A 25953-nucleotide genomic window follows, 5' to 3' on the forward strand; every position below is an offset into this window, starting at 1 on the left:
GGGCGGTCCCGGTGCCCCGTACCCTTGTCCCGTGACCAGCCCCACCCCCGACGCCCTCCTGGGCCCCGCCGACGTCCGTGAACTGGCGGCCGCCCTCGGCGTACGGCCCACCAAGCAGCGCGGCCAGAACTTCGTCATCGACGCCAACACGGTCCGCCGTATCGTGCGCACCGCCGAGGTCCGCCCCGACGACGTCGTCGTCGAGGTCGGCCCCGGGCTCGGCTCGCTGACGCTGGCGCTCCTGGAGGCCGCCGACCGGGTCACCGCCGTCGAGATCGACGACGTCCTCGCCGGCGCGCTGCCCGGGACCGTCGCCGCCCGCATGCCCGGCCGCGCCGACCGGTTCGCGCTGGTCCACTCCGACGCGATGCACGTCACCGAGCTGCCCGGCCCCGCCCCGACCGCGCTCGTCGCCAACCTGCCGTACAACGTGGCGGTCCCCGTGCTGCTGCACATGCTCGAGCAGTTCCCGAGCATCGAGCGCACCCTCGTCATGGTCCAGGCGGAGGTCGCCGACCGGCTCGCCGCGCCGCCCGGCTCCAAGGTGTACGGCGTGCCCTCGGTCAAGGCCAACTGGTACGCCGAGGTCAAGCGGGCCGGCGCCATCGGCCGCACCGTCTTCTGGCCGGCGCCCAACGTCGACAGCGGGCTGGTCTCCCTGGTGCGCCGCGCGGAGCCGCTGAGGACCAGTGCCTCCCGGCGCGAGGTGTTCGCCGTCGTCGACGCGGCCTTCGCCCAGCGCCGCAAGACCCTGCGGGCCGCCCTCGCCGGCTGGGCCGGCTCGGCGGCCGCCGCGGAGGCCGCCCTGGTCGCCGCGGGGGTGTCGCCCCAGGCCCGGGGCGAGTCCCTCACGGTGGAGGAGTTCGCGCGCATCGCCGAACACAAGGAGCCCACCGCGTGAGCGTCACCGTCCGCGTCCCCGCCAAGGTCAACGTCCAGCTCGCGGTCGGCGCCGCCCGCCCCGACGGCTTCCACGACCTGGCCAACGTCTTCCTCGCGGTCGGCCTGTACGACGAGGTCACCGTCACCCCGTCGCCGGACGGCCTGCGCGTCACCTGCGAGGGCCCCGACGCCGGCCAGGTCCCGCTGGACCGCACCAACCTCGCGGCCCGCGCCGCCCTGCTGCTCGCCGAGCGGTACGGCCGTGACACGGACGTCCACATCCACATCGCCAAGGACATCCCCGTCGCCGGCGGCATGGCGGGCGGCAGCGCGGACGGCGCCGGCGCCCTCCTCGCCTGCGACACCCTGTGGGGGACCGGCGCCCCGCGCGCCGAACTCCTCGACATCTGCGCCGAACTCGGCAGCGACGTGCCGTTCAGCCTGGTCGGCGGGGCGGCGCTGGGCACCGGACGGGGCGAGAAACTGACGGCGCTGGAGGTGGGCGGCACCTTCCACTGGGTGTTCGCCATGGCCGCGCGGGGGCTGTCCACCCCGGCGGTCTTCCGGGAGTTCGACCGGCTGGCGCAGGGCCGGGACATCCCCGGGCCCGTCGCCTCCCAGGACCTGCTCGCCGCCCTCGCCAAGGGCGACCCCCACGCGCTCGCCGCCACCGTCTCCAACGACCTCCAGCCGGCCGCCCTGTCCCTGTTCCCCCAGCTCGCGGACACCCTCGCGGCGGGGCGCGCGGCGGGCGCGCTGACGGCGCTGGTCTCGGGCTCCGGCCCGACCACGGCCTTCCTCGCCCCCGACGCGGAAGCGGCGGCCACCGTCGCCGACGCCCTGCGGGCCTCCGGAACCTGCCGCACGGTCCGCACGGCGCCGGGACCGGCGCCCGGGGCGACCGTGGTGTGAGGACCGCTCCCTCGCCGGTGGTGCGGGCGGCCTTCCCTTCGCATGCCGAGTGCCGTCGGTCAGGGCCTACGCTGGAAAACTGATCGATCCCCGAGGCAGGAGAGAAATGGCCGTCAATCTGGTCAATGTCGAGAACGTCAGCAAGGTGTACGGCACCCGTGCCCTGCTCGACGGGATTTCCCTCGGCGTCTCCGAAGGCGACCGGATCGGGGTGGTGGGGCGCAACGGCGACGGCAAGACCACGCTCATCCGGATGCTGGCCCGGCTGGAGGAGGCCGACACCGGGCGCGTGACCCACTCCGGCGGGCTGCGGCTCGGCGTGCTCACCCAGCACGACTCCCTCGACCCCGCCGCCACCGTCCGGCACGAGGTCATCGGGGACCTGGCCGACCACGAGTGGGCCGGCAACGCCAAGGTCAGGGACGTACTGACCGGACTGTTCGGCGGACTGGACCTGCCCGGGTTCCCCAAGGGCCTGGACACCGTCATCGGACCGCTGTCCGGCGGCGAGCGGCGCCGGATCGCGCTCGCCAAGCTGCTCATCGACGACCAGGACCTGATCGTCCTCGACGAGCCGACCAACCACCTCGACGTCGAGGGCATCGCCTGGCTCGCCGAGCACCTGCGCAACCGCCGGTCCGCGCTCGTCTGCGTCACCCACGACCGCTGGTTCCTCGACCAGGTCTGCACCCGCATGTGGGACGTGCAGCGCGGCGACGTGTACGAGTACGAGGGCGGCTACTCCGACTACGTCTTCGCCCGCGCCGAGCGCGAACGCATCGCCGCCACCGAGGAGGTCAAGCGGCAGAACCTGGTCCGCAAGGAGCTGGCCTGGCTGCGCCGCGGCGCCCCCGCGCGCACGTCCAAGCCGCGCTTCCGCGTCGAGGCCGCCAACGAGCTGATCAAGGACGTGCCCCCGCCGCGCGACAGCAGCGAGCTGATGAAGTTCGCGTCGACCCGGCTCGGCAAGACGGTGTTCGACCTGGAGGACGTGACCGTCCAGGCCGGCCCCAAGGTGCTGCTCAAGCACGTGACCTGGCAGCTCGGTCCCGGCGACCGCATCGGCCTGGTCGGCGTCAACGGCGCGGGCAAGACGTCCCTGCTGCGCGCGCTGGCCGAGGCCGCCCGCAGCGAGGGGGAGGTCCAGCCCGCGGGGGGCAGCGTCCGCGTCGGCAGGACGGTCAAGCTCGCCTACCTCTCCCAGGAGGTCGCCGAACTCGACCCCACCTGGCGGGTGCTCCAGGCCGTGCAGCAGGTGCGCGAGCGCGTCGACCTCGGCAAGGGCCGCGAGATGACCGCCGGTCAGCTGTGCGAGACCTTCGGGTTCAACAAGGAGAAGCAGTGGACGCCGGTCGGGGACCTGTCCGGCGGTGAGCGGCGGCGGTTGCAGCTGCTGCGGCTGCTGATGGACGAGCCCAACGTCCTCTTCCTCGACGAGCCCACCAACGACCTCGACATCGAGACCCTCACCCAGCTCGAGGACGTCCTCGACGGCTGGCCCGGCTCGATGATCGTCATCTCCCACGACCGCTTCTTCCTCGAGCGCACCACCGACCGGGTGTTCGCCCTCCTCGGCGACGGCACCCTGCGGATGCTGCCGCGCGGCATCGACGAGTACCTGGAGCGGCGCAAGCGCATGGAGGAGGCCGCCGCCGCGGCCACCGTCCCGGCCGCCGTCGCCGTGGCACAGAGCGCCGCCCCGGAGAGGAGCGCCGCCGACCAGCGCGCCGCCAAGAAGGAACTCCAGAAGATCGAGCGCCAGCTGGACAAGATCTCCGAGAAGGAGACGGCGCTGCACACCGCCATCGCCGAACAGGCCACCGACTTCGCCAAGGTGGCCGAACTCGACGCCGAACTGCGGGAACTGGCCGGCCAGCGGGAGGAACTGGAGCTGCGCTGGCTGGAACTGGCCGAGGACGCCTGACCGGCGCACGGTCCGCACCGCGCGCCCGCGTCGGGGGAGCGCGCGCCGCGTGAAGAGGCGGTGAAGGCGCGTAACGGGGGCATCACAGGCCGGTCCTCCCTTGGGAACAGGGGAGGGCGCGGCCCGGTGGCGTGTCGGTGCCGGGTGATAGAAAGAGCCGTCTGAGAACTGTCTGAAGACGGCTCTGGGTTCATCACGTACCTCAGGGCGTGGCTAAAAATCAGTGAGCAAGGGGGAACGCGCTGATGACTCAGCCGCCCAACCAGCCGCCGCACGGTGGCTTCGGAGCGCCGCAGGAACCGCCACCGGGTGGTGGTTTCGGGGCTCCGCAGACGCCGCCGCCTCCGCAGGGAGCGCCCGGGACGCCGCCGCCCCAGGGGCCGCCGCAGCCCGGGTACGGCTACCCGCAGCAACCCCCGCAGCAGCCCGGCCCGTACGCCTCCGGGCCGTACGCCCCGGGCCCCTACGGGCAGCCGCAGCAGCCAGGGCCGTACGGGCAGCCGCAGCAGCCGGGGTACGGCTACCCGCCGCAGCCGCAGTTCCCCGGCGGGCCCGGTACCCCGCCCGGCGGGTCCGGCTCCCGCAACCCGTTCAAGGGCAGGCCCGCGCTGGTCGTCGGTGCCGCGGTGGCCGCGCTGCTGGTGATCGGCGGCACCGTGTGGGCCGTCACCGGTGACGGGGGCAAGGACGAGAAGCCCGTCGCCCAGCCGACCGACGACCCCAAGCCGGACGGCTCCGGCGGCGCCCCGGTCAACCCGGGCGACGGCAGCGGTGACGGCGGCGAGGACCCGGAGGATCTCAACAAGGGCCGCAAGGCCGGCGAGTCCAAGGTGCTCTGGTACAAGGAGGCGCCCGACGCGCCCGGTTCAGGCGCCGACGCCCCCGGCATGTGGATCACCGACAAGACGGCGGTGAAGGCGGCCTACAAGGAGCTCTCCGCCTACAACGTCGGGGACGGCAGGCCCACCTGGGACACCATCGCCTTCCCGCACAAGATCTGCGCCGTCACCCAGGACAAGACGTCCGACGACAAGGTCGTCATCGCCCACATGAGCGGCAGCAGCGACCGCGCCAAGTGCAACCAGCTCCAGCTCGTCGACCTCAACACCGGCGAGAAGGGCTGGACGCAGGAGGTCGCCGACGGCGCCCTGTTCGACTCCGCGCTCTCCATCGAGCTGTCCCTCACCGGCAACACCCTGATGGTGGGCCGCTCGCAGTCCGGCACCGCGTACGACGTGCGCAGCGGGAAGAAGCTGTTCGACTCCCGCAAGTACGGCGACGCGCCCTGCTTCCCCGCCGCCTTCGCGGGCGGCGAGCGGCTGATCCAGGTCGCGTCCTGCGGCGCCGGCGGCACCAACGAGCACGACGAGGTCAGCGAGCTGGACCCCGCCACCGGCAAGGTCAAGTGGACCTACGCGTACGAGAAGGGCTGGCGCATCGAGCGGGCCTACTCCGTCGACCCGCTCGTCCTGCACGCCACCAAGGAGGAGGACGGCGACAAGAAGGTCTGGAACATCGCGGCCTTCACCGCCGGGGGCTCGGTGCGCTCCCAGGTCTCCGTCGACGAGAACTTCGCCCCCGCCTGCGGCTGGGCCGTCCTCGCCCGTGACCTCCGGGGCTGCCAGGGCGTCGCCGTCGACGACGACACCCTCTACCTGCCCACCGAGGCGGCCACCGGCGCCAACGAGATCGTCGCGATCAGCCTCGCCGACGGCAAGGAGAAGTGGCGCGAGAAGTCCCCGGTGGCGGAGTCGATGGTGCCCATGAAGGTCGAGGGCGGCAACCTCATCGCCTACGTCGAGCCCGCGTACGACTCGGGCGGCCAGATCGTGTCCCTGCCCGTCGGCGGCTCCGGCCACACGCCGGTCAAGCTGATGCAGAACCCGCAGGGAGTCGCCGACATCGAGAACGGCTTCTTCAGCAAGGCGATCGACTGGGTCGACGGACGCTTCTACCTCTCGACCACCCGGCTGACCGGCAATGACGAGTCGAAGGAGAAGTTGATGCTCGCCTACGGCAAGTGAGGCGCCCGGTCCCTTACCGCCCTCCTCGCTTTCCCGCCGCCCGCCGTCCCCTTCTCCGAGGTGCTCACGTCATGACTCAGCCGCCCCCGCCGCCCAACCAGCCCCCGCAGCAGCCCGGGTTCGGGCCGCCGCAGGATTCCTCGCAGCAGCCGCCCGCGCAGCCGCCGACGGCCCCTGGCGGGCCCGGTCTGCACAAGGCCCCCGAGCCCGGGTACGGCTACCCGCAGGCTCCGCAGACGCCCGCCGGCCCGCCGTCGGCTCCGCAGGGGCCCGGATACGGGTATCCGCAGCAGCAGCAGCAGCAGCAGCCGCCGCCGACGCCGGCCGGCGGGTACGGCTACCCCGGCCAGCAGCCGGGGCCGTACGGGCAGCCGCAGCAGCCCTACGGTCAGCAGCAGTCCTACGGTCAGCAGCAGCCGTACGGGCAGCCCGGGTACGGGTATCCGCAGCCGGCGACCATGCCGATGCCGTCCCAGCCGGGGCAGCCCGGCGGCGGGCGGAAGTTCAACGCGCAGGCCGCCATCATCGTCTCGGCGGTCGTGGCCATCGCCCTGATCGTCGGCGGTGGTGTCTGGTACGCGTCGTCGTCCGGCAAGGACGACAAGGAGACCACCGCGGAGGGCGGCGGCACCGGAGGCAAGGACGCCAAGAACGGCGGTGCGGGTGGCACCGGCGGCGGCACCACCTCCGAGGCCAAGGAGAAGGCGCCGGCCGACCCCGGGTCCAAGGTGCTGTTCCAGGTGCCCGCCCCCAAGGTGCCCAAGGACACCACCTCCATCTCCACCGCCGGGTCCTGGCTGACCGACACCGTGTACGCCAAGAGCGGGATCGCCGAAGTCGTCGGCTATGACCGTGCCAAGGGCACCGAGAAGTGGACGATCGACCTGCCCGGACCCGTGTGCGAGGCCACCGGCCACCTCACCGAGGACAACAAGACGGCGGTCATCCACAAGCCGGCCATGCCGACCAAGGACGATCCCCAGCGCTGCACCCAGGTCACGCTGATCGACCTGGAGGCGGGCAAGGAGGTGTGGTCCAAGACCGCCGAGTCCGGCACGATGGAGATCAGCTTCAACAACGTCACCCTCAGCGGGGGCACCGTCGCCGCGGGCAGCACCAGCGGCGGCGCCGCCTGGGAGATCGCCTCCGGCAAGCAGCTGTGGGCACCCAAGACGTCCGACGCCTGCTACGACTCCGGGTACGGCGGCGGGGAGAAGCTGGTCGCGGTCCGCAAGTGCGGTTCCTACGAGCAGCGTCAGCTGCACATCCAGACCATCGACCCGAAGTCCGGGAAGGTGATCACCGAGTACAAGATGGACGAGGGCATCGAGTACGCCGGCATCGTCTCCACCGAGCCGCTGGTGGTGGCCGCCGACGTCGGTGACACCGCCGGTGACGGCAGTGGCATCTCGGACTTCTTCTCCATCGACAACAAGACCGGCAAGCTGATCACGCGCATCTCCGCGCCGGGTGAGGAGTTCGCGGCCCGCTGCGACATCATCACCCGGATCGAGAAGTGCAGCGGGCTCGCGGTCGGCAACGGCCGGCTGTACGTCCCGACCGAGGAGCACGAGGGCGGGGGCGAGTACAGCGAGACCAACGAGGTCGTGGCCTTCGACCTGTCGACCGGCAAGCAGACCGGTCAGCGTGCCGACGCGGGCGACGGCTACCAGCTCACCCCGCTGCGGATGGACGGCGGCAACGTGCTGGCGTACAAGCGCCCGCCCTACGACAAGGGCGGGCAGATCGTGAGCATCGACGGCGCGTCCTTCAAGCAGACGACCCTGATGGAGAACCCGGCGACGGAGTCCGTGCGGAACGTGGAGACGCGGATGCTGCCGGAGTACGCCGAGATCCTCTACGGGCAGGGGGGTCTGTACATGTCGGGTGTGTACGCCAGTGACTACTCGACTTCGGACAAGGAGTACCTGGTGATCGCGTTTGGCACGAGCTGATCGTTCGCCCGGTTGTTCCGCACGGCCCCGTCCCAGGTCAGGGACGGGGCCGTGCGCGTACCGCTCATCATGCGCTCATCGCCATCGAATGCGAGAATTTCGGCGATCCGGGGCGATTCTCGCCGGTAGGGGGAGCGCGACGTCGAACAAGCGTGTAGCTTCCGGGGGCATCCGCGGGGAGTCGGACCGGGGTGGCGGCGCACAGGGGGTGCGCGCGGTATGGGGGGTTGGTTGTTCGATGGGAGTGCGGCTGATGGTGGTCGACGACCACCGACTGCTCGCCGAGGCGCTGGCCTCGGCGTTGAAGCTGCGGGGACACCGGGTGCTGGCCGCGGCGGCGCCGGCGGCGGGGGCGGCGGATCTGGTGATCAGCAGGGCGCCGGAGGTGTGTCTGCTGGGGACGGCGGCGCCGGCGGAGCCGGGGACGTTCGATCCGGTGGTGAAGATCAAGCGGGAGCGGCCGCAGGTGGCGGTGGTCGTGCTGGGGCCGGTGCCGTCGCCGCGCGGGATCGCGGCGGCGTTCGCGGCGGGGGCGTCGGGGTACGTGCGGCACGACGAGCGCATCGAGGGTGTCGAGCGGGCGATCATGAAGGCGCGGGCGGGGGAGGCGGCGGTGGCGCCGCAGCTGTTGCAGGGGGCGTTCGGGGAGCTGCTGAATCCGGTGGCGCAGCCGGATGACGAGGGCGCGCGGTTGCTGCGGATGCTGACGCCCCGGGAGGTGGAGGTGCTGGTGCGGGTGGCCGACGGGGAGGACACGCGGCTGATCGCGGCGGGGATGGGGATCGCGCCGTCGACGGCGCGGACGCACGTGCAGCGGGTGTTGATGAAGCTGGGGGTGGGGTCGCGGTTGGAGGCGGCGGCTCTGGCGGCGCGGACGGGGCTGCTGGACCGGGCGGGGCCGGTGGGCTGACCCGGCGGCGTCGCGCCTGAGGGTGGGGGTGGGTCGGGGATGTTGCGCGGCACGGGTGGGCGCGGCGGCACCCCGTCAGCGCCGGGCCGCGCAACGTCCCCCGACCCACCCCCACAGGCCCCGGCTACTCGTCCCGTTCCGCGGGAACGACGTCCGGTGGCGGCGGGGCCGTCGGCCGTAGCTTCAGCCACAGCAGGAACAGCAGGCCGAGGACCAGCATCCCCAGCCCCGTCCACAGGTTGATGTTGACGCCCTGCGCCTTGTCGATGTCGGCGTCGGACGCGGTGATCCCGGCGATCGTGACGATCACGCCGTACACGACGAACAGTCCGCCGATGATGCGGCGGATGTCGAAGAGGCGGGCCGCCGTCGCGGACTTGGTCTCCAGCTCGGTGATCTCCCGCTGGAGTTCACGCTCGGAGTAGTGCTCGGACATGGTCTCTCCATCCTCCCGCGGTCAGAACGAGAACGGGATGTAGCAGGCGGCGGCCAGGATCACCGCGCCCCAGCCGAGCAGCGCCGGCTTGCGGTACCAGGCGTCGTCGCCCTCCGCGGGCGGCTCGGCCATGCCGGGGGAGCGGGTGCCGTAGACCAGGCCCTGGAGTTCGTCGGCGGGCTTGGGGGCGGTGAAGAGGGACACGGCGACCATGACCACCGCGCCCGCGACGAAGCCCGCGATCGCGGAGACGAAGTTGGCGCCCTGGTCGGTGGGGATGTCGATGATGCCCTGCTTGTAGATCCAGAAGTAGTTGATCATCGCGGCCGTGGTGCCCGCGATCAGGCCCCAGAAGCCGGACTTCATGGACGCCCGCTTCCAGAACATGCCGATGATGAAGACCACGAACATCGGCACGTTGAAGAAGGAGAACAGCGTCTGGAGGTAGCTCATGATGTTGGAGAAGGAGCTGGCCAGGAACGCCGTGCCGATGGAGGCGAGGACGCCGATCGCGGTGATCAGGCGGCCGAAGCGGACGTAGTACGTGTCCTCGCGGTGCTTCACCACGTACTTCGCCCAGATGTCGGTGGTGAAGACCGTGTTGAAGGACGAGATGTTCGCCGCCATGCCCGCCATGAACGCGGCGAGCAGACCGGTGACGGCGATGCCCAGGACGCCGTTGGGCAGGAGCTGTTCCATCAGGTACGGGATGGCGTCGTTGTACTGGAGGTCGGAGCCGGAGGTTCCGATCTTGGGCACCAGGACGGCGGCGACCAGGCCCGGGATCATCACCAGGAACACGATGAAGATCTTCGGGAACGCGGCGATGAGCGGGGTGCGCTGGGCCGCCGACAGGTTCTTCGCGGACAGCGCGCGCTGCACCTCGGCGAAGTTGGTCGTCCAGTAGCCGAAGGACAGGACGAAGCCGAGGCCGAGGACGATGGTCAGCCAGTTGGCGCCGAGCGGGTTGTCGCTGCCGATGCCGGTGCCGCCCCACGAGGTCATGAAGTCGCCGCCGCGCGAGGCGGTGAGGGAGTCGGACAGGCCGTCCCAGCCGCCGACGCTCTTCAGACCCAGCACCGTGATGGGGATGAGCGCGGCCAGGATGACGAAGAACTGCAGGACCTCGTTGTAGATCGCCGAGGACAGGCCGCCCAGGGTGATGTAGGCCAGCACGAAGAAGCCGGCGACGACGATCGCCACCCACTGCGGCCAGCCCAGGAGGGCCTCGACGACGATCGCGAGGGCGTAGAGGTTGACGCCGGCGATCAGGATGGCGGCGGCCGCGAAGAGGACCGAGCTGAGGAGGTGGGCGCCCTTGTCGAAGCGCAGCAGCAGGAACTCGGGGACCGAGCGGACCTTCGAGCCGTAGTAGAAGGGCATCATCACCAGGCCGAGGAAGACCATGGCCGGGATGGCGCCGATCCAGTACCAGTGCGTGGTGTAGACGCCGTACTGCGCGCTGTTGGCGGCCATGCCGAGGATCTCGGTGGCGCCCAGGTTGGCCGCGATGAACGCCAGGCCGGTCACCCAGGCGGGCAGGGAGCGGCCCGAGAGGAAGAAGTCCAGGCTGGTTTTGACCGAGCGGCGGGCGGCGAAGCCGATGCCCAGGACGACGACGAAGTAGATCCCGAGGATCGTGTAGTCCAGCCAGTTGGTGGGGAGTCGAAGCTCTGCAGATAGATATGTGGGGGTTTGCATAAGCACTCGCTTCGTTCGCGAACTGATCCGGTGCGGAACCTACGCCTGTGTGTTCAGTAATTGAACACGTCCGGTGACGTTCTTTGTTTGATTGTGATCAGACGGGCTCGCTGGTGAGTTGTGATGTGTTATGTTCGATTGTGTTGAGTGATTGGGTGTGGGTGCAGAGGAGTGCGGCAGTGAAGAAGACCTCGACCCGGCTGGCCGACGGTCGTGAGCTGATCTACTACGACCTCGGTGACGACACGGTGCGGGACGCCGTCGACCGCCGTCCGCTGGACGCCACCGTCACCACCTCGGAGGTCCGCCGCGACCCGCTGCTGGGCGACTCCGTCGCCATCGCCTCGCACCGCCAGGGGCGCACGTACCACCCGCCGGCCGACGAGTGCCCGCTGTGCCCCTCCGAGGGGGACCGGCTGAGCGAGATCCCGGACGCGTCGTACGACGTGGTCGTCTTCGAGAACCGTTTCCCCTCGCTGGCCGGGGACTCGGGCCGGTGCGAGGTCGTCTGCTTCACCTCCGACCACCACGTCTCCTTCGCCGGGCTGAGCGAGCAGCAGGCGCGACTGGTGCTCGACGCCTGGACCGACCGGACGTCCGAGCTGTCGCATCTGCCCTCCGTCGAACAGGTCTTCTGCTTCGAGAACCGCGGGGCCGAGATCGGCGTAACCCTCCAGCACCCGCACGGGCAGATCTACGCCTACCCCTTCACCACCCCCCGCACCGCCCTGATGCTGCGCCAAGTGGCCGCGCACAAGGAGGCGACCGGCGGGGAGAACCTGTTCGACGCCGTGCTGGAGCGGGAGAGGGCGGACGAGCGGATCGTCCTTGAGAGTGAACACTGGGTGGCCTTCGTGCCGTACGCGGCGCACTGGCCCTACGAGGTGCACCTCTACCCCAAGCGCCGCGTGCCCGACCTGCTCGGACTGGACGAGGCGGCGCGCACAGAGTTCCCCCAGGTCTATCTGGAACTCTTGAAGCGCTTCGACCGGATCTTCGGGGAGGGCGAGCCTCCGACGCCGTACATCGCGGCCTGGCACCAGGCCCCGTTCGGGCAGCTGGAGGAGTTCGACGGTGTCACGCGCGACGACTTCGCGCTGCACCTCGAGCTTTTCACCATCCGCCGCACGTCCGGCAAGCTGAAGTTCCTCGCGGGCTCCGAATCCGGCATGAACGTGTTCATCAACGACGTGCCGCCGGAGCGCGCGGCCCAGCGACTGCGGGAGGTAGCGAGTTCATGAGCGGGAAGTACCTGGTCACCGGTGGCGCGGGATACGTCGGCAGTGTCGTCGCCCAGCATCTGATCGAGGCCGGTCACGACGTCGTCGTGCTCGACAACCTCTCCACCGGCTTCCGCGAGGGCGTCCCCGCGGGGGCGTCGTTCATCGAGGGCGACATCCGCGACGCCGCCAAATGGCTGGACGCGTCGTTCGACGGCGTGCTGCACTTCGCCGCCTCGTCGCAGGTCGGCGAGTCGGTGGTGAAGCCCGAGAAGTACTGGGACAACAACGTCGGCGGCACCATGGCGCTGCTCGGCGCGATGCGCGAGGCGGGCGTGCGCCGGCTGGTGTTCTCCTCCACCGCCGCGACGTACGGCGAGCCGGAGCGGGTGCCGATCGTCGAGTCCGCGCCCACCAGCCCGACCAACCCCTACGGGGCCTCGAAGCTCGCCGTCGACCACATGATCACCGGCGAGGCGGCGGCGCACGGGCTGGGCGCGGTCTCCCTGCGCTACTTCAACGTGGCCGGGGCCTACGGGCAGTACGGCGAGCGCCACGACCCCGAGTCGCACCTCATCCCGCTGGTGCTCCAGGTCGCCCAGGGGCGGCGCGACGCGATCTCCGTCTACGGCGACGACTACCCGACGCCGGACGGCACCTGTGTGCGCGACTACATCCACGTCGCCGACCTGGCCGAGGCCCACCTGCTCGCGCTGCGCGCCGCCGCGCCGGGCGAGCACCTGATCTGCAACCTCGGCAACGGCAACGGCTTCTCCGTCCGCGAGGTCGTCGAGACCGTCCGCCGGGTCACCGGCCACCCGATCCCCGAGGTCGTGGCCCCCCGCCGGGGCGGCGACCCGGCGGTCCTGGTGGCCTCGGCCGCCACGGCCCGCGAGAAGCTGGGCTGGAACCCGTCGCGCACGGACCTCGCGGGGATCGTCGCCGACGCGTGGGAGTTCGCGCAGCAGCGCGCCAAGTAGAACGCAACGAAGGGTCAGGGGTCAGGGCATGAGCGAGTCCAGCGAGGGTGCCGCGGAGTCCGTCGCCGAGCGGTTCCGGCAGCTGTACGGGGGCACGCCGGACGGGGTGTGGGCGGCGCCGGGCCGGGTCAACCTCATCGGCGAGCACACCGACTACAACGACGGCTTCGTCATGCCGTTCGCGCTGCCGCACACCGCGGTCGCCGCGGTGTCCCGGCGGGCCGACGGCGTACTGCGGCTGCACTCCGCCGACGTCGACGGGCCGGTCGTGGAGCTGACGGTGGACGACCTCGCCCCCGAGTCGGACAAGCGGTGGACCGCCTACCCGGCGGGCGTGGTGTGGGCGCTGCGCGAGGCCGGGCACGCGGTGACCGGCGCGGACATCCACCTCGCCTCGACCGTCCCGGCCGGCGCGGGCCTGTCGTCCTCGGCCGCCCTGGAGGTCGTGGTCGCCCTCGCCCTCAACGACCTGTTCGGCCTGGACCTGCGCGGCTGGCAGCTGGCCCGGCTGTGCCAGCGCGCGGAGAACGTCTACGTCGGCGCCCCGGTCGGCATCATGGACCAGACGGCGTCGGCCTGCTGCGAGGCCGGCCACGCCCTGTTCCTGGACACCCGTGACCTCTCCCAGCGTCAGATCCCCTTCGACCTGGCCGCCGAGGGCATGCGCCTGCTCGTCGTCGACACCCAGGTCAAGCACAGCCACAGCGAGGGCGAGTACGGCAAGCGCCGCGCGGGCTGCGAGAAGGGCGCGGCCCTGCTGGGCGTCGACGCCCTGCGCGACGTCCCCCACGCCGAACTCGACGCGGCGCTGGCGCGGCTGGGCGACGAGGAGGAGGTGCGCCGGCTGGTCCGTCACGTGGTGACGGAGGACGAGCGGGTCGAACGGGTGGTGTCCCTGCTGGAAGCCGGCGACACCCGCGCGATCGGCTCGGTGCTGGTCGAGGGGCACGCCTCCCTGCGCGACGACTTCCGCGTCTCCTGCCGGGAGCTGGACCTGGTGGTGGAGACCGCCGTCGCCGCCGGTGCCCTCGGCGCCCGGATGACCGGCGGCGGCTTCGGCGGCTCGGCCATCGTCCTGGCCGAGGAGACGGACGTCCCCGCCGTCACCAAGGCGGTGGAGGAGGCCTTCGCCGCGGCCGGCCTCACCGCCCCCCGCACCTTCGAGGCGGTCCCGGCGGCCGGCGCCCGGCGCGTGCGCTGACGCCGGACGCCGGGGCGTCGTCGTGGGCCGGACCGGGTCGGGTCAGCCGAGGCGCTTGGTCAGGGTGTACTCCGTGATCCCCGGCGGGTAGTCGGGGATCACGCAGACCACCTCGTACCCCTGCCGCCGGTAGAACCCCGGGGCCTGGAAGTCCCAGGTCTCCAGGCGGGACGCGGTGCAGCCGCGTTCGGCCGACGCGACGCGCTCCGCCTCCGCCAGCAGACGGGATCCGAGGCCCGCCCCGCGGTGGCGGTCGTCGACCCACAGGTAGGTCACGTGCAGCCAGGTCGTCCAGGTGTGGCCGACCAGGCCGCCGGCCAGAGCGCCGTTCGCATCGGACGCCCACACGTGCAAAGGGGATTCGCGTTCGTCCGGGGTTCCGCGCAGGGCCCGCAGGACCGGGGAGGCCGCGGTGTTGGTGTCCCGGAGGCGCCTGCGGAGCAGATCACGTCGGGCTTTGTCGACTTCTGTCTCAAGACGAAACATGCGGCACACCATAAACGCGTAAGGCCGCCAGTTCTGCAAATCGCCTTCCGCTCCCGGCCCCCGCCCGTACGCTGAAGAAAGCGCCGGTGGGGGCCGACGCCGTTCAGGGGGCGAGACAGTCGGGTACGGCGTCGGAGGTGGGGCGGCGGTCGCCGCGCGGCGGCGGCCGTGCGGCCGCGGTGCCCGTCCCCCGTCCAGTCAGTGAAGTGACGAGGGCCCCGGCGTCGTACCCGCGCCGGTGTCGTCTTCCGACGATGGGGTAATCCCCTGCTCTACGGAGCGTGGGGAAGGGGGTTTCGTGGTTCGCATTCGAGTCCTGGTCGTCGACGACCATCGCATCTTCGCCGAGTCACTCGCCGCGGCCCTGGCCGCGGAACCGGACGTCGACGTGTCCGCGGCGGGCAGCGGCCCGGCGGCGCTGCGCTGCCTGGAGCGGGCGGCCGCCGAGGGCCGGCGGTTCGACGTGCTGCTCGTCGACGCCGACCTGGGCGGCAAGGTGCCCGGCGGCCGGCCGGCCGCCCCGGTGCAGGCCGGTGACGAGGACGGGCTCGTCGACGGGATGGCGCTGGTCACCGGCGTGCGCACGGCACAGCCGCAGGTGCGCGTCGTGGTGCTGGCCGAGAAGGACGACGCGGGCCGGGCCGCGCTCGCGCTCCAGGCGGGGGCCTCCGGATGGGTGGCCAAGGACTGCTCGCTGAGCCGGCTGCTCACCGTCATCAGGGGCGTGCTGCGCGACGAGACCCATCTGCCGCCCGCCCTGCTGACCGGCGTCCTGCGGGAGTTGACCGCCGCCCGACGGCACCGCACCGAGAGCGAGCGGCTGGTGGAGTCCCTGACCCCGCGCGAGCGGGAGGTCTTGCGGTGCATGGTGGCGGGGCTGGGGCGCAAGGCCGTCGCCGAGCGCCTCTTCCTGTCCCCGCACACCGTGCGGACCCATATGCAGAACGTCCTGGGGAAGCTGGGGGTGCACTCCACGCTGGCCGCGGTGGCCCTCGCCCGGCGGGCGGGCGTCGGACCCGTCGACCTATCCGGGGATGTTGTCGAACGGGGCGGTCAACTGGCGTAGCAGCCCGGCCAGTTCGCCGCGCTGGGCGCGGGTGAGTTCCGCCAGGATCGCGCGCTCCTGGTCCAGCAGCCCGGCCAGCGCCTGGTCGGCGCGGTCCCGGCCCTCGTCCGTCAGGCGGACCAGGACGCCGCGCCGGTCACTGGGGTCGGGCAGCCGCTCCACCAGGCCCTTCTTGGCGAGGCGGTCGATGCGGTTGGTCATCGTGCCCGAGGTGACCAGCGTCTGGGTGAGGAGCTGCCCCGGCGAGAGCTGGTACGGGGTGCCCGCGCGGCGCAGCGCGGTCAGCACGTCGAACTCCCAGGACTCCAGGCCGTGCTCGGCGAAGGCGAGCCGTCGTGCCCGGTCCAGGTGCCGGGCCAGTCTGCTCACCCGGCTCAGTACCTCGAGCGGTTCCACGTCGAGGTCCGGGCGCTCCCGGCGCCACGCTGCGACCAGCCGATCGACCTCGTCCTCCATGTCGATCAGTGTAGTGGTTGTGTCGATGTGAAGTCTCTTGATGTCGAGCATCTTGACGTCGAGATGCATAGCGGGTGACGCTGGGTACCCGTCCGCCGGCCATCGGGAGGCACCATGTCCGCAGCGACCCCAGTGTGGGACCCCGCCCAGTACCTGCGTCACGCGGGGCACCGCACCCGCCCCTTCACCGACCTGCTCGCCCGCGTCCCGGAACTCCCCGGCGACCCGCCCCGCATCGCCGACCTCGGCTGCGGCGCCGGCAACGTCACCGCCCTGCTCGCCGACCGCCTGCCCACCGCCCGCGTCACCGGCTACGACAACTCGCCCGAGATGCTCGACAGGGCCCGTGCCGACCACGCGGGCCCGACCCCCGGGGGCGGCCGGCTCGACTTCGCCCACGCCGACGTCCGCGCATGGACGCCCGAGGAGCCGTACGACCTCATCGTCAGCAACGCCACGCTGCACTGGGTGCCGGGCCACGCGGACCGGTTCGGCGACTGGATCGCCGGGCTCGCACCCGGCGGCACCCTCGCCCTCCAGGTGCCCGGCAACTTCGACGCCCCCAGCCACACCCTGCTGCGCGCCCTCGCCGCCTCCCCGCGCTGGCGCGACCGCCTGGCCGGCGTCCTGCGCCACGACGACGCCGTGCTCCGCCCGGAGGGCTACCTGGAACGGCTGACCGCCCTCGGCTGCATCACCGACGCGTGGGAGACGACGTACGTCCACCTGCTGACGGGCGAGGACCCGGTCCTGGACTGGGTCGAGGGCACCGCCCTGCGGCCCGTCCTCACCGCCCTCGCCGACGACCCGGAGGCGCGGGAGACCTTCGTCGCCGAGTACCGGGCGGCCCTGCGGGACGCCTACCCGGCCGGCCCCCACGGCACCCCGTTCCCGTTCCGCCGCGTCTTCGCGGTCGCCGTCCGGAGGGGACGCTGATCCCGTACGCCCTCGTTCAGCTCTTGCGGTGGCCTATCAGCCGCGGCTTCGGCTCCAGGCCGTCCAGCCCGTGCCACGCCAGATTGACCAGGTGGGCCGCCACCTCCGCCTTCTTCGGCTTGCGCACGTCCAGCCACCACTGACCGGTCAGCGCCACCATCCCCACCAGCGCCTGCGCGTACAGCGGGGCCAGCTTGGGATCGAAGCCGCGGCTCTTGAACTCGCGGCCCAGGATGTCCTCCACCTGGGTGGCGATGTCCGAGATCAGCGACGCGAAGGAACCCGTCGACTGCGGGATGGGCGAGTCACGGACCAGGATGCGGAACCCGTCCGTGTACTCCTCGATGTAGTCCAGCAGCGCGAACGCCGCCTGCTCGCACAGCTCGCGCGGGTGCCCGGCCGTCAGCGAACCGGTCACCATGTCCAGCAGCCGCCGCATCTCACGGTCCACCACCACCGCGTACAAGCCCTCCTTGCCACCGAAGTGCTCGTACACCACCGGTTTGGAGACCCCGGCCTTCGCCGCGATCTCCTCCACCGACGTGCCCTCGAAGCCCTTCGCCGCGAACAGGGTGCGGCCGATCTCCAGCAACTGCTGGCGGCGCTCCGCACCGGTCATCCGGGTGCGACGCGCACGCCGCGGCTTGTCATTGCTCGGGGTGCTGCTGGAGTCGGTCGCCACGGCGACCATCATGCCGCCTCGACGGACTCCGTCCCCTGCCGGGAGCCGCCTTCCGCGGTGTTGCGGCGCGAATCGATACGGGAGCGTGACGGCCACCGCACGTCGTACGCCCAGCCCAGCTGCTCGAACCAGCGGATCAGCCGGGCCGAGGAGTCCAGCTGCCCCCGCTCCACCCCGTGCCGCGCGGAGGTCGGGTCGGCGTGGTGCAGGTTGTGCCACGACTCACCGCAGGACAGGATCGCCAGCCACCACACGTTGCCCGAGCGGTCCCGCGACTTGAAGGGACGCTTGCCGACCGCGTGGCAGATCGAGTTGATCGACCACGTCACGTGGTGCAGCAGCGCCACCCGGACGAGCGACCCCCAGAAGAACCCGGTGAACGCGCCCCACCACGACATCGTCACCAGACCGCCGATCACCGCGGGCAGCGCCAGCGACAGCGCCGTCCACAGGATGAACTGCCGGGAGATCGCCCGCAGCGTCCGGTCCTTGATCAGATCCGGCGCGTACTTCTCCTGCGGCGTCTGCTCCTCGTCGAACATCCAGCCGATGTGCGCCCACCACAGGCCCTTCATCAGCGCCGGGACCGTCTCCCCGTACCGCCACGGCGAATGCGGGTCGCCCTCGGCGTCGGAGAACTTGTGGTGCTTGCGGTGATCGGCCACCCACCGCACCAGCGGGCCCTCCACCGCCATGGACCCGGCGATCGCCAGCGCGATCTTCAGCGGCCGCTTCGCCTTGAACGAACCGTGCGTGAAGTGACGGTGGAAACCGATGGTGATGCCGTGGCATCCGAGGAAGTAGAAGAAGACCAGCAGGCCGAGGTCCAGCCAGCTCACCCCCCAGCCCCACGCCAGCGGCACCGCCGCCAGCAGCGCGAGGAACGGGACGGTGATGAAGAACAGCAGCGTGATCTGCTCGATGGACCGCTTGCGCTCCCCGCCCAGCGTGGCGGAGGGCGCGGCGTCGTCGGACCGGGGTGGCTTCGGGGCTTCGTCGAGCACATCGGAGCGTGAGGTCATGCGTGTCCCCTGTGGGGTATGTGGACTGAGGGTGGTGCCGGGCCGCCGGAACCGCACGGCATTCCTACGGTTCCGTAACCTACGGCAACGTAAGTATGGCAGTGCGTCGCCCGGCGGCAAGAGCCCGTGGGCCTGCGCGTCCGGGTCGACACCTATCCTTGAAGTCGGTCGGACAGCGCGGTCCGCTCTGATTTCTTCCCGGACGTCCGGCCCGCATGCGGTCCACGCCGCCGCGAGACGCTGTCCGGGTTCCCTCCCAGACGAGCTTCAACACTGCAAGGAGCCGCACCTGTGAGCAGTGCCGACGACCAGACCACCACGACGAGCAGCGAGCTGCGTGCCGACATCCGCCGACTGGGTGACCTCCTGGGCGAGACCCTGGTCCGGCAGGAGGGACCCGAGCTCCTCGACCTCGTCGAGAAGGTGCGCCGACTCACCCGGGAGGACGGCGAGGCCGCCGCCGAGCTGCTGCGGGGGACCGAACTCCAGACCGCGGCCAAGCTGGTCCGCGCCTTCTCCACCTACTTCCACCTGGCCAACGTCACCGAGCAGGTGCACCGCGGCCGCGAGCTGCGCGCCCGCCGCGCCGCCGAGGGCGGCCTCCTCTCCCGCACCGCCGACCGCCTCAAGGACGCCGACCCCGAGCACCTGCGCGAGACGGTCCGCAACCTCAACATCAGGCCCGTCTTCACCGCCCACCCCACCGAGGCCGCCCGCCGCTCCGTCCTCAACAAGCTCCGCCGCATCGCCGCCCTCCTCGACACCCCCGTCATCGAGTCCGACCGGCGCCGCCTGGACACCCGCCTCGCCGAGAACATCGACCTCGTCTGGCAGACCGACGAACTGCGCGTGGTCCGCCCCGAGCCCGCCGACGAGGCCCGCAACGCCATCTACTACCTCGACGAACTGCACGCCGGCGCCGTCGGCGACGTCCTGGAGGACCTGACCGCCGAACTGGAGCGCGTCGGCGTCCACCTCCCCGACGACACCCGCCCCCTCACCTTCGGCACCTGGATCGGCGGCGACCGCGACGGCAACCCCAACGTCACCCCCCAGGTCACCTGGGACGTCCTCATCCTCCAGCACGAACACGGCATCAACGACGCCCTGGAGATGATCGACGAACTGCGCGGCTTCCTCTCCAACTCCATCCGCTACGCGGGCGCCACCGAGGAACTGCTCACCTCCCTCCGGGCCGACCTCGACGCCCTCCCCGAGATCAGCCCCCGCTACAAGCGCCTCAACGCCGAGGAGCCCTACCGGCTCAAGGCCACCTGCATCCGGCAGAAGCTGGAGAACACCAAGCTCCGCCTCGCCAAGGGCACCCCCCACGAGCCCGGCCGCGACTACCTCGGCACCGGCCAGCTCCTCGACGACCTGCGGATCATCCAGACCTCCCTGCGCGAACACCGCGGCGGCCTCTTCGCCGACGGCCGCCTCGCCCGCACCATCCGCACCCTCGCCGCCTTCGGCCTCCAGCTCGCCACCATGGACGTCCGCGAACACGCCGACGCCCACCACCACGCCCTCGGCCAGCTCTTCGACCGGCTCGGCGAGGAATCGTGGCGCTACGCCGACATGCCCCGCGAGTACCGCTCCAAGCTCCTCGCCAAGGAACTGCGCAGCAGGCGCCCGCTCGCCCCGACCCCGGCGCCCGTCGACGCGGCCGGCGAGAAGACCCTCGGCGTCTTCCGGACCGTCAAGCGCGCCCTGGAGGTCTTCGGCCCCGAGGTCGTCGAGTCCTACATCATCTCCATGTGCCAGGGCGCCGACGACGTCTTCGCCGCCACCGTCCTCGCCCGCGAGGCCGGACTCATCGACCTGCACGCCGGCTGGGCAAAGATCGGCATCGTGCCCCTGCTGGAGACCACCGACGAGCTCAAGGCCGCCGACACCATCCTCGAGGACATGCTCGCCGACCCCTCCTACCGGCGCCTCGTCGCGCTCCGGGGCGACGTCCAGGAGGTCATGCTCGGCTACTCCGACTCCTCCAAGTTCGGCGGCATCACCACCAGCCAGTGGGAGATCCACCGCGCCCAGCGCCGCCTGCGCGACGTCGCCCACCGCTACGGCGTACGGCTGCGCCTCTTCCACGGCCGCGGCGGCACCGTCGGCCGCGGCGGCGGCCCCACCCACGACGCCATCCTCGCCCAGCCCTGGGGCACCCTCGAGGGCGAGATCAAGGTGACCGAGCAGGGCGAGGTCATCTCCGACAAGTACCTCATCCCGGCCCTCGCCCGGGAGAACCTGGAGCTGTCCGTCGCGGCGACCCTCCAGGCGTCCGCCCTGCACACCGCACCCCGCCAGTCCGACGAGGCCCTCGCCCGCTGGGACGCCGCCATGGACGTCGTCTCCGACGCCGCCCACACGGCCTACCGCAAGCTCGTCGAGGACCCCGACCTGCCCGCGTACTTCCTGGCCTCCACGCCGGTCGACCAGCTCGCCGACCTGCACCTGGGCTCGCGGCCCTCCCGCCGCCCCGGCTCGGGCGTCTCCCTCGACGGACTGCGCGCCATCCCGTGGGTGTTCGGCTGGACCCAGTCCCGGCAGATCGTCCCCGGCTGGTACGGCGTCGGCTCCGGCCTCAAGGCACTGCGCGAGGCCGGCCTGGACACCGTGCTCGACGAGATGCACGGGCAGTGGCACTTCTTCCGCAACTTCATCTCCAACGTCGAGATGACCCTCGCCAAGACCGACCTGCGCATCGCCCAGCACTACGTCGACACCCTCGTCCCCGACGAGCTCAAGCACGTCTTCGACGCCATCAAGGCCGAGCACGAGCTCACCGTCGCCGAGGTGCTGCGGGTCACCGGCGAGCAGGAACTCCTCGACGCCGACCCGGTCCTGAAGCAGACCTTCACCATCCGCGACGCCTACCTGGACCCGATCTCCTACCTCCAGGTGGCCCTCCTCAAGCGCCAGCGCGACGCCGCCGGCGCCGGCGAACAGCCCGACCCGCTGCTCGCCCGCGCCCTGCTGCTCACCGTCAACGGCGTGGCGGCCGGCCTGCGCAACACCGGCTGACCCGCGGGCCGACGAAGGGTGCCCCCGAGCCGCGTACGGGCTCGGGGGCACCTTCTTGTCCGGGGACGGGGGCTGGACAGGGGGCCGGGGCAGGTCCGGGCGGGCGGGGGACCCGTGGACCCGTACGGGGAGCGGACCCGTATCGGCGTCGGACCCTTACCCGGGCTTCGGGCCCACAAGTGGGCTTCTGGCCCTCACGGGTGCAGGGCCCGGACCCGGATCAGGCGCGGGAGCCGCGGCGGCGGAACAGCAGGAAGCCACCGGCGGCGAGCAGCGCGGCGGCCGCACCGGCGAGCAGGCCCACCGGGGCGCCGTTGCCGGTCTCGGCGAGGTCACCGGAGCCGCCCTGCGGCGTCGCCTCCGCGGCCGGCTCCGCGGCCGGGGCGGCGGACGAGGAAGCGGCCGAGGGCGAGGCGGCGGCCTCCGCCCCGGCGGACGGCGACGCCGAGGAGGAGCCCGAGGGGGCCGCGGGAGCCGCGGTCTCCTCGCAGTCCGTCCAGAACACCTTGTGCTTGGCCGAACCCTTCTCCCCGTCGAAGTTCCAGAACAGCTTGTAGTGGCCGTCGGGCAGCGACAGGTCCTCGGTCCGGCCGTGCCCGGACGCGTCCAGGGTCAGGGTGTCCGACAGCACCGTCTCGCCCTTGGTGCCGGCCGTCGGGGCCCACACCTCGATGTGCCAGTCGACCTGCTGGCCGGCGTCGAAGCCGAAGCCGTCCAGGTAGAAGGTGCACACATGGGGCTCGTTGCGGCGCTGCTCCTCACCGGTCGAGGCATCGTGGATCTTGACCGTGCCGTTGTCGCCGGGCGCTGTCGCGTGCGCGGCGGGGGCGGTCAGCAGAGCGGCGGAGAACGCGACGGCGAGCACGCCGGCGCGAGCGGGGGTACGCATGAGGCAGTCCATCTTCGAGTGACGAACGGGGAAGATGTGGAGGGGGCGGTTCAGCCTCCTTCCCGAACTGACCCCACGTCAATCACGAAAGGACAACGCACCAATGCTTCACAGACGAGGGGCCCGGCGGAGCCGGCCGAAAGACCTCAGACGACCAGAAAAGCCGTCGTGAGCAGCGCGGTCCCCGACAGCGCCAGCACCCACGCCGCCCGCGTCCGCAACAGCCCGCCCGCCACCACGACCGACGCCAGCAGCAGCGCCCCACCCAGCGGCACCCAGGCGTACACGATCCCGGCGGGACCCGAACGGACCGCCTGCTCGCCCCCGGGCTTCAGCACCACCGCGTAGGTCCGCCCCTCCTCCACGGCCACCGAGTTCTCCAGGACGACCTTCGCGCGCGGCTGCGACCCCCGCGACAGCGGCGCGTACGGCCCCGCGCACGTCCGGCCACCGCACCACGTCACCTCCACCGTGCCGCGCTCGCGCCCCTTCGTCAGCATCGCGTGCTGCGCCGTACCCCACGACGCCCACACACCCGCGATCAGGATCAGCGCGGCGACCACGCCCATCGCCGCGAACCGGCCGAAGCGCAGCACGGCGAGAGCACCACCGGAGGAGCTGACCGCAGAAGGCATGGCCGCGATCCTTGGCCATGACCTCGCGTTCGGTCAACCCGGGTGGGTGTGGGCGGCGGACAAGTCACCCGATGTACGTATCCCCAGTCACGAGTTGTACGTGCCCTGCGCCCGCTCCAGGCCCTCGATCACCAGACACTCCACCGCGTCCGCCGCCCGGTCCACGAAGTAGTCCAGCTCCTTGCGCTCCGCCGACGAGAAGTCCTTCAGCACGAAGTCCGCCACCTGCATCCGCCCCGGCGGACGCCCGATCCCGAACCGCACCCGGTGGTACTCCCGCCCGAACGCCTTCGTCATCGACTTCAGCCCGTTGTGACCGTTGTCCCCGCCACCCAGCTTCAGCCGCAGCGTCCCGTAGTCGATGTCCAGCTCGTCATGGATCGCCACCACCCGCTCGACCGGCACCTTGTAGAACTCCCGCAGCGCGTTCACCGGCCCGCCCGACAGGTTCATGTACGACATCGGCTTCGCCAGGATCACCCGCCGGTTCGCCGGCCCCGGAGGCCCGATCCGGCCCTCCACCACCTGCGCCTGAGCCTTCCCCGCCCGCTTGAACCGGCCCCCGATCCGCTCCGCCAGCAGATCCGCCACCATGAACCCCACGTTGTGCCGGTTCATCGCGTACTCCGGCCCGGGGTTGCCCAGCCCCGCGATCAGCCACGGGGCACTGGCATCGGTCGTCACCTGCATGTCTCCTCGATACGCGCCAGCCGCCGCCCCCCGACGGGAAGCAGCGGCTGACGAAAACGGCGTCGGTGCGGATCAGGCCTCGGCGGCCTCGCCGGCCTCGGTGGCCTCCTCGCCCTCCGGAGCCTCCTCCGCCTGCGCGGCCAGCACCTGAATGACGACCGCGTCCTCCTCGACGGCCAGCTTGGTGCCCTTCGGAAGGGTGATGTCCTTCGCGTGGATGGAGGCACCGGCCGTCAGACCCTCGACGGACACCGTGACGGACTCGGGGATGTGGGTGGCCTCGGCCTCGACCGGCAGCGTGCTCAGCACGTGCTCCAGCAGGTTGCCGCCCGGGGCCAGCTCGCCCTCGGTCAGGACCGGGATCTCCACCGTCACGGTCTCGCCGCGCTGGACCAGCTGCAGGTCGACGTGCTCCAGGAAGCCCTTCAGCGGGTCACGCTGCACCGACTTCGGGATCGCCAGCTCGTTCGACTTGCCGTCGATGTCCAGCGCGATCAGCACGTTCGGCGTACGCAGGGCGAGCAGCAGCTCGTGGCCCGGGAACGTCAGGTGCAGCGGGTCCGAGCCGTGACCGTACAGAACACCGGGAACCTTGTTGTCACGACGGATACGACGGGCGGCACCCTTGCCGAACTCGGTGCGCGTCTCGACGCTGAGCTTGACCTCGGACATATTGATCACTCCTCGCAGGGGTGGAAACGGACAGAGTCACCCGGCCAACGAACGGCCTGCTACGAAGAGCGCGTCGATAACGGACACCGTACGGGCTTCCCAAGAAGCGGTACGGCCTCCCTCGCCGAGCAACTGCAACAGTCTACTCGGACCAGGAGGCCGCACCCAAAACGATCACCGGGACCCGGACGGGAACCCGGCCGCAGAACCCTTACTGCTCGTCGAAGAGGCTCGTCACCGAACCGTCCTCGAACACCTCACGCACCGCCCGCGCGATCGTCGGCGCGATCGACAGCACCTTGATCTTGTCCAGGCTCTCACCCAGCTCACCCGGCGTCGGCAGCGTGTCCGTGAACACGAACTCACTCACCTTCGAGTTCTTCAACCGGTCCGCCGCCGGACCCGACAGCACACCGTGCGTCGCCGTCACGATGACGTCCTCCGCACCGTGCGCGAACAACGCGTCCGCCGCCGCACAGATCGTGCCACCCGTGTCGATCATGTCGTCCACCAGGACACACACGCGGCCCTTCACCTCACCGACCACCTCGTGCACGGTGACCTGGTTCGCCACGTCCTTGTCCCGGCGCTTGTGCACGATCGCCAGCGGCGCGCCCAGCCGGTCGCACCAACGGTCCGCCACCCGCACACGGCCGGCGTCCGGAGACACCACCGTCAGCTTCTCCCGGTCCACCTTCGCGCCCACGTAGTCCGCCAGCAGCGGCAGCGCGAACAGGTGGTCCACGGGACCGTCGAAGAAGCCCTGGATCTGATCCGTGTGCAGATCCACCGTGAGCAGGCGGTCCGCACCCGCCGTCTTCATCAAGTCCGCGATCAGACGCGCCGAGATCGGTTCACGACCCCGGTGCTTCTTGTCCTGACGCGCGTAACCGTAGAACGGCACGATGACCGTGATGGACCTGGCCGACGCACGCTTCAGCGCGTCGATCATGATCAACTGCTCCATGATCCACTTGTTGATCGGAGCCGTGTGGCTCTGGATCAGGAAACAGTCGGCACCACGAGCCGACTCCTGATACCGCACATAGATCTCGCCATTGGCGAAGTCGAAGGCCTTCGTCGGGACGACCCCGACACCCAGCTGGTGGGCGACCTCCTCGGCAAGCTCGGGGTGGGCGCGGCCGGAGAAGAACATCATCTTCTTCTCCCCGGTCGTCTTGATCCCGGTCACAGCACTTTCTCCTCAGAGGTGTCGCAGCTGGTGGGGGTGCGCATGTGCACTTATCACC

General features: G+C 71.2%; 23 protein-coding genes. 12 read left to right on the forward strand and 11 right to left on the reverse strand.

The window, feature by feature from the left end:
• Positions 1-31: 31 nt before the first annotated feature.
• From rsmA to FHX78_RS19995, 6 genes are all read left to right on the forward strand, one after another.
• Positions 32-901, forward strand: a complete 870-nt coding sequence (gene rsmA, locus FHX78_RS19970) for a 16S rRNA (adenine(1518)-N(6)/adenine(1519)-N(6))-dimethyltransferase RsmA (protein ID WP_145868788.1) — start codon at positions 32-34, stop codon at positions 899-901.
• The gene (locus tag FHX78_RS19975; protein ID WP_145868789.1) at positions 898-1794 is read left to right on the forward strand and encodes a 4-(cytidine 5'-diphospho)-2-C-methyl-D-erythritol kinase; all 897 of its coding nucleotides are present in this window, start codon (positions 898-900) and stop codon (positions 1792-1794) included. Before rsmA ends, FHX78_RS19975 begins: the two co-directional genes overlap by 4 nt.
• A gap of 106 nt (positions 1795-1900) precedes the next feature.
• Positions 1901-3718, forward strand: a complete 1818-nt coding sequence (locus FHX78_RS19980; protein WP_145868790.1) for an ABC-F family ATP-binding cassette domain-containing protein — start codon at positions 1901-1903, stop codon at positions 3716-3718.
• A gap of 245 nt (positions 3719-3963) precedes the next feature.
• The gene (locus tag FHX78_RS19985) at positions 3964-5742 is read left to right on the forward strand and encodes an outer membrane protein assembly factor BamB family protein (RefSeq protein WP_145868791.1); all 1779 of its coding nucleotides are present in this window, start codon (positions 3964-3966) and stop codon (positions 5740-5742) included.
• A 71-nt stretch (positions 5743-5813) separates the two neighbouring features.
• The gene (locus tag FHX78_RS19990; protein ID WP_145868792.1) at positions 5814-7697 is read left to right on the forward strand and encodes an outer membrane protein assembly factor BamB family protein; all 1884 of its coding nucleotides are present in this window, start codon (positions 5814-5816) and stop codon (positions 7695-7697) included.
• A gap of 238 nt (positions 7698-7935) precedes the next feature.
• Positions 7936-8607, forward strand: coding sequence for a helix-turn-helix transcriptional regulator (locus tag FHX78_RS19995; RefSeq protein WP_145868793.1), 672 nt, complete (start codon positions 7936-7938; stop codon positions 8605-8607).
• Positions 8608-8731: 124 nt separating this feature from the next.
• Here FHX78_RS19995 and FHX78_RS20000 read toward each other — a convergent pair whose 3' ends face one another.
• Both FHX78_RS20000 and FHX78_RS20005 read right to left on the reverse strand, forming a co-directional pair.
• A complete protein-coding gene (locus tag FHX78_RS20000; protein WP_145868794.1) occupies positions 8732-9043 on the reverse strand; it encodes a hypothetical protein in 312 nt (103 codons plus the stop codon).
• 21 nt (positions 9044-9064) lie between these two features.
• Positions 9065-10744 (reverse strand): sodium:solute symporter family protein, encoded by a 1680-nt coding sequence (locus FHX78_RS20005; RefSeq protein WP_145868795.1) that lies wholly within the window; start codon positions 10742-10744, stop codon positions 9065-9067.
• Positions 10745-10923: 179 nt separating this feature from the next.
• Between FHX78_RS20005 and galT the strand changes: the two genes are divergently transcribed.
• From galT to galK, 3 genes are read left to right on the forward strand one after another with little or no spacing between them, the layout of a single operon-like run.
• Positions 10924-11985, forward strand: a complete 1062-nt coding sequence (galT, locus tag FHX78_RS20010) for a galactose-1-phosphate uridylyltransferase (RefSeq protein ID WP_145868796.1) — start codon at positions 10924-10926, stop codon at positions 11983-11985.
• A complete protein-coding gene (gene galE / locus FHX78_RS20015; protein ID WP_145868797.1) occupies positions 11982-12944 on the forward strand; it encodes a UDP-glucose 4-epimerase GalE in 963 nt (320 codons plus the stop codon). The genes galT and galE overlap by 4 nt, the downstream gene beginning before the upstream one ends.
• A 28-nt stretch (positions 12945-12972) precedes the next feature.
• On the forward strand, positions 12973-14145 hold the full coding sequence (gene galK, locus FHX78_RS20020) for a galactokinase (protein WP_145868798.1): 1173 nt from the start codon (positions 12973-12975) through the stop codon (positions 14143-14145).
• Positions 14146-14187: 42 nt separating this feature from the next.
• Here galK and FHX78_RS20025 read toward each other — a convergent pair whose 3' ends face one another.
• Complete coding sequence (locus FHX78_RS20025) at positions 14188-14643, reverse strand: GNAT family N-acetyltransferase (protein WP_189908551.1); 456 nt, start codon at positions 14641-14643, stop codon at positions 14188-14190.
• Positions 14644-14929: 286 nt separating this feature from the next.
• On the opposite strand from FHX78_RS20025, the gene FHX78_RS20030 reads away from it, so the two are divergent.
• Positions 14930-15697 (forward strand): LuxR C-terminal-related transcriptional regulator, encoded by a 768-nt coding sequence (locus tag FHX78_RS20030; RefSeq protein ID WP_145868800.1) that lies wholly within the window; start codon positions 14930-14932, stop codon positions 15695-15697.
• Here the strand turns inward: FHX78_RS20030 and tamR are convergent.
• Positions 15656-16153 (reverse strand): MarR family transcriptional regulator TamR, encoded by a 498-nt coding sequence (gene tamR, locus FHX78_RS20035; protein WP_145872075.1) that lies wholly within the window; start codon positions 16151-16153, stop codon positions 15656-15658. The two genes, FHX78_RS20030 and tamR, sit on opposite strands and share 42 nt — an antisense overlap.
• A 114-nt stretch (positions 16154-16267) precedes the next feature.
• On the opposite strand from tamR, the gene FHX78_RS20040 reads away from it, so the two are divergent.
• Positions 16268-17089, forward strand: coding sequence for a trans-aconitate 2-methyltransferase (locus FHX78_RS20040; RefSeq protein ID WP_145868801.1), 822 nt, complete (start codon positions 16268-16270; stop codon positions 17087-17089).
• Between the two features lie 16 nt (positions 17090-17105).
• Here the strand turns inward: FHX78_RS20040 and FHX78_RS20045 are convergent, their stop codons facing one another.
• Both FHX78_RS20045 and FHX78_RS20050 read right to left on the reverse strand, forming a co-directional pair.
• On the reverse strand, positions 17106-17783 hold the full coding sequence (locus tag FHX78_RS20045; RefSeq protein WP_030870343.1) for a TetR/AcrR family transcriptional regulator: 678 nt from the start codon (positions 17781-17783) through the stop codon (positions 17106-17108).
• Positions 17780-18793: an acyl-CoA desaturase gene (locus FHX78_RS20050; protein ID WP_145868802.1), complete on the reverse strand. Its 1014-nt coding sequence runs from the start codon at positions 18791-18793 to the stop codon at positions 17780-17782. Before FHX78_RS20050 ends, FHX78_RS20045 begins: the two co-directional genes overlap by 4 nt.
• Before the next feature lie 291 nt (positions 18794-19084).
• Here FHX78_RS20050 and ppc point away from each other — a divergent pair, with 291 nt between their 5' ends.
• The gene (ppc, locus tag FHX78_RS20055) at positions 19085-21817 is read left to right on the forward strand and encodes a phosphoenolpyruvate carboxylase (RefSeq protein ID WP_145868803.1); all 2733 of its coding nucleotides are present in this window, start codon (positions 19085-19087) and stop codon (positions 21815-21817) included.
• A 220-nt stretch (positions 21818-22037) separates the two neighbouring features.
• On the opposite strand, the gene FHX78_RS20060 is transcribed toward ppc, so the two are convergent.
• From FHX78_RS20060 to FHX78_RS20080, 5 genes are all read right to left on the reverse strand, one after another.
• Entirely contained in the window at positions 22038-22706 is a 669-nt protein-coding gene (locus FHX78_RS20060; protein WP_145868804.1) for an LPXTG cell wall anchor domain-containing protein, read from the reverse strand.
• A gap of 146 nt (positions 22707-22852) precedes the next feature.
• Complete coding sequence (locus tag FHX78_RS20065; protein WP_145868805.1) at positions 22853-23341, reverse strand: hypothetical protein; 489 nt, start codon at positions 23339-23341, stop codon at positions 22853-22855.
• An 87-nt stretch (positions 23342-23428) separates the two neighbouring features.
• The gene (gene pth, locus FHX78_RS20070) at positions 23429-24031 is read right to left on the reverse strand and encodes an aminoacyl-tRNA hydrolase (protein ID WP_145868806.1); all 603 of its coding nucleotides are present in this window, start codon (positions 24029-24031) and stop codon (positions 23429-23431) included.
• Between the two features lie 72 nt (positions 24032-24103).
• Complete coding sequence (locus FHX78_RS20075; RefSeq protein ID WP_145868807.1) at positions 24104-24703, reverse strand: 50S ribosomal protein L25/general stress protein Ctc; 600 nt, start codon at positions 24701-24703, stop codon at positions 24104-24106.
• A gap of 211 nt (positions 24704-24914) precedes the next feature.
• Entirely contained in the window at positions 24915-25895 is a 981-nt protein-coding gene (locus tag FHX78_RS20080; RefSeq protein WP_145868808.1) for a ribose-phosphate diphosphokinase, read from the reverse strand.
• Positions 25896-25953: the final 58 nt, after the last annotated feature.

It is taken from the genome of Streptomyces capillispiralis (assembly GCF_007829875.1).
In the GTDB taxonomy this organism is placed as follows: Bacteria; Actinomycetota; Actinomycetes; order Streptomycetales; family Streptomycetaceae; genus Streptomyces; species Streptomyces capillispiralis.

Coding starts and splice junctions, on each gene's coding strand:
- FHX78_RS20075 (WP_145868807.1), bottom strand. CDS start 24,703: ATGTCCGAGGTCAAGCTCAGCGTCGAGACGCGCACCGAGTTCGGCAAG.
- FHX78_RS20045 (WP_030870343.1), bottom strand. CDS start 17,783: ATGATGGTCGCCGTGGCGACCGACTCCAGCAGCACCCCGAGCAATGAC.
- FHX78_RS19985 (WP_145868791.1), top strand. CDS start 3,964: ATGACTCAGCCGCCCAACCAGCCGCCGCACGGTGGCTTCGGAGCGCCG.
- FHX78_RS20005 (WP_145868795.1), bottom strand. CDS start 10,744: ATGCAAACCCCCACATATCTATCTGCAGAGCTTCGACTCCCCACCAAC.
- FHX78_RS20040 (WP_145868801.1), top strand. CDS start 16,268: ATGTCCGCAGCGACCCCAGTGTGGGACCCCGCCCAGTACCTGCGTCAC.
- galK (WP_145868798.1), top strand. CDS start 12,973: ATGAGCGAGTCCAGCGAGGGTGCCGCGGAGTCCGTCGCCGAGCGGTTC.
- FHX78_RS20025 (WP_189908551.1), bottom strand. CDS start 14,643: ATGGTGTGCCGCATGTTTCGTCTTGAGACAGAAGTCGACAAAGCCCGA.
- tamR (WP_145872075.1), bottom strand. CDS start 16,153: ATGGAGGACGAGGTCGATCGGCTGGTCGCAGCGTGGCGCCGGGAGCGC.
- pth (WP_145868806.1), bottom strand. CDS start 24,031: ATGCAGGTGACGACCGATGCCAGTGCCCCGTGGCTGATCGCGGGGCTG.
- FHX78_RS19995 (WP_145868793.1), top strand. CDS start 7,936: ATGGGAGTGCGGCTGATGGTGGTCGACGACCACCGACTGCTCGCCGAG.
- FHX78_RS20050 (WP_145868802.1), bottom strand. CDS start 18,793: ATGACCTCACGCTCCGATGTGCTCGACGAAGCCCCGAAGCCACCCCGG.
- FHX78_RS20060 (WP_145868804.1), bottom strand. CDS start 22,706: ATGCGTACCCCCGCTCGCGCCGGCGTGCTCGCCGTCGCGTTCTCCGCC.
- FHX78_RS20065 (WP_145868805.1), bottom strand. CDS start 23,341: ATGCCTTCTGCGGTCAGCTCCTCCGGTGGTGCTCTCGCCGTGCTGCGC.
- FHX78_RS20000 (WP_145868794.1), bottom strand. CDS start 9,043: ATGTCCGAGCACTACTCCGAGCGTGAACTCCAGCGGGAGATCACCGAG.
- FHX78_RS19980 (WP_145868790.1), top strand. CDS start 1,901: ATGGCCGTCAATCTGGTCAATGTCGAGAACGTCAGCAAGGTGTACGGC.
- galE (WP_145868797.1), top strand. CDS start 11,982: ATGAGCGGGAAGTACCTGGTCACCGGTGGCGCGGGATACGTCGGCAGT.
- FHX78_RS19990 (WP_145868792.1), top strand. CDS start 5,814: ATGACTCAGCCGCCCCCGCCGCCCAACCAGCCCCCGCAGCAGCCCGGG.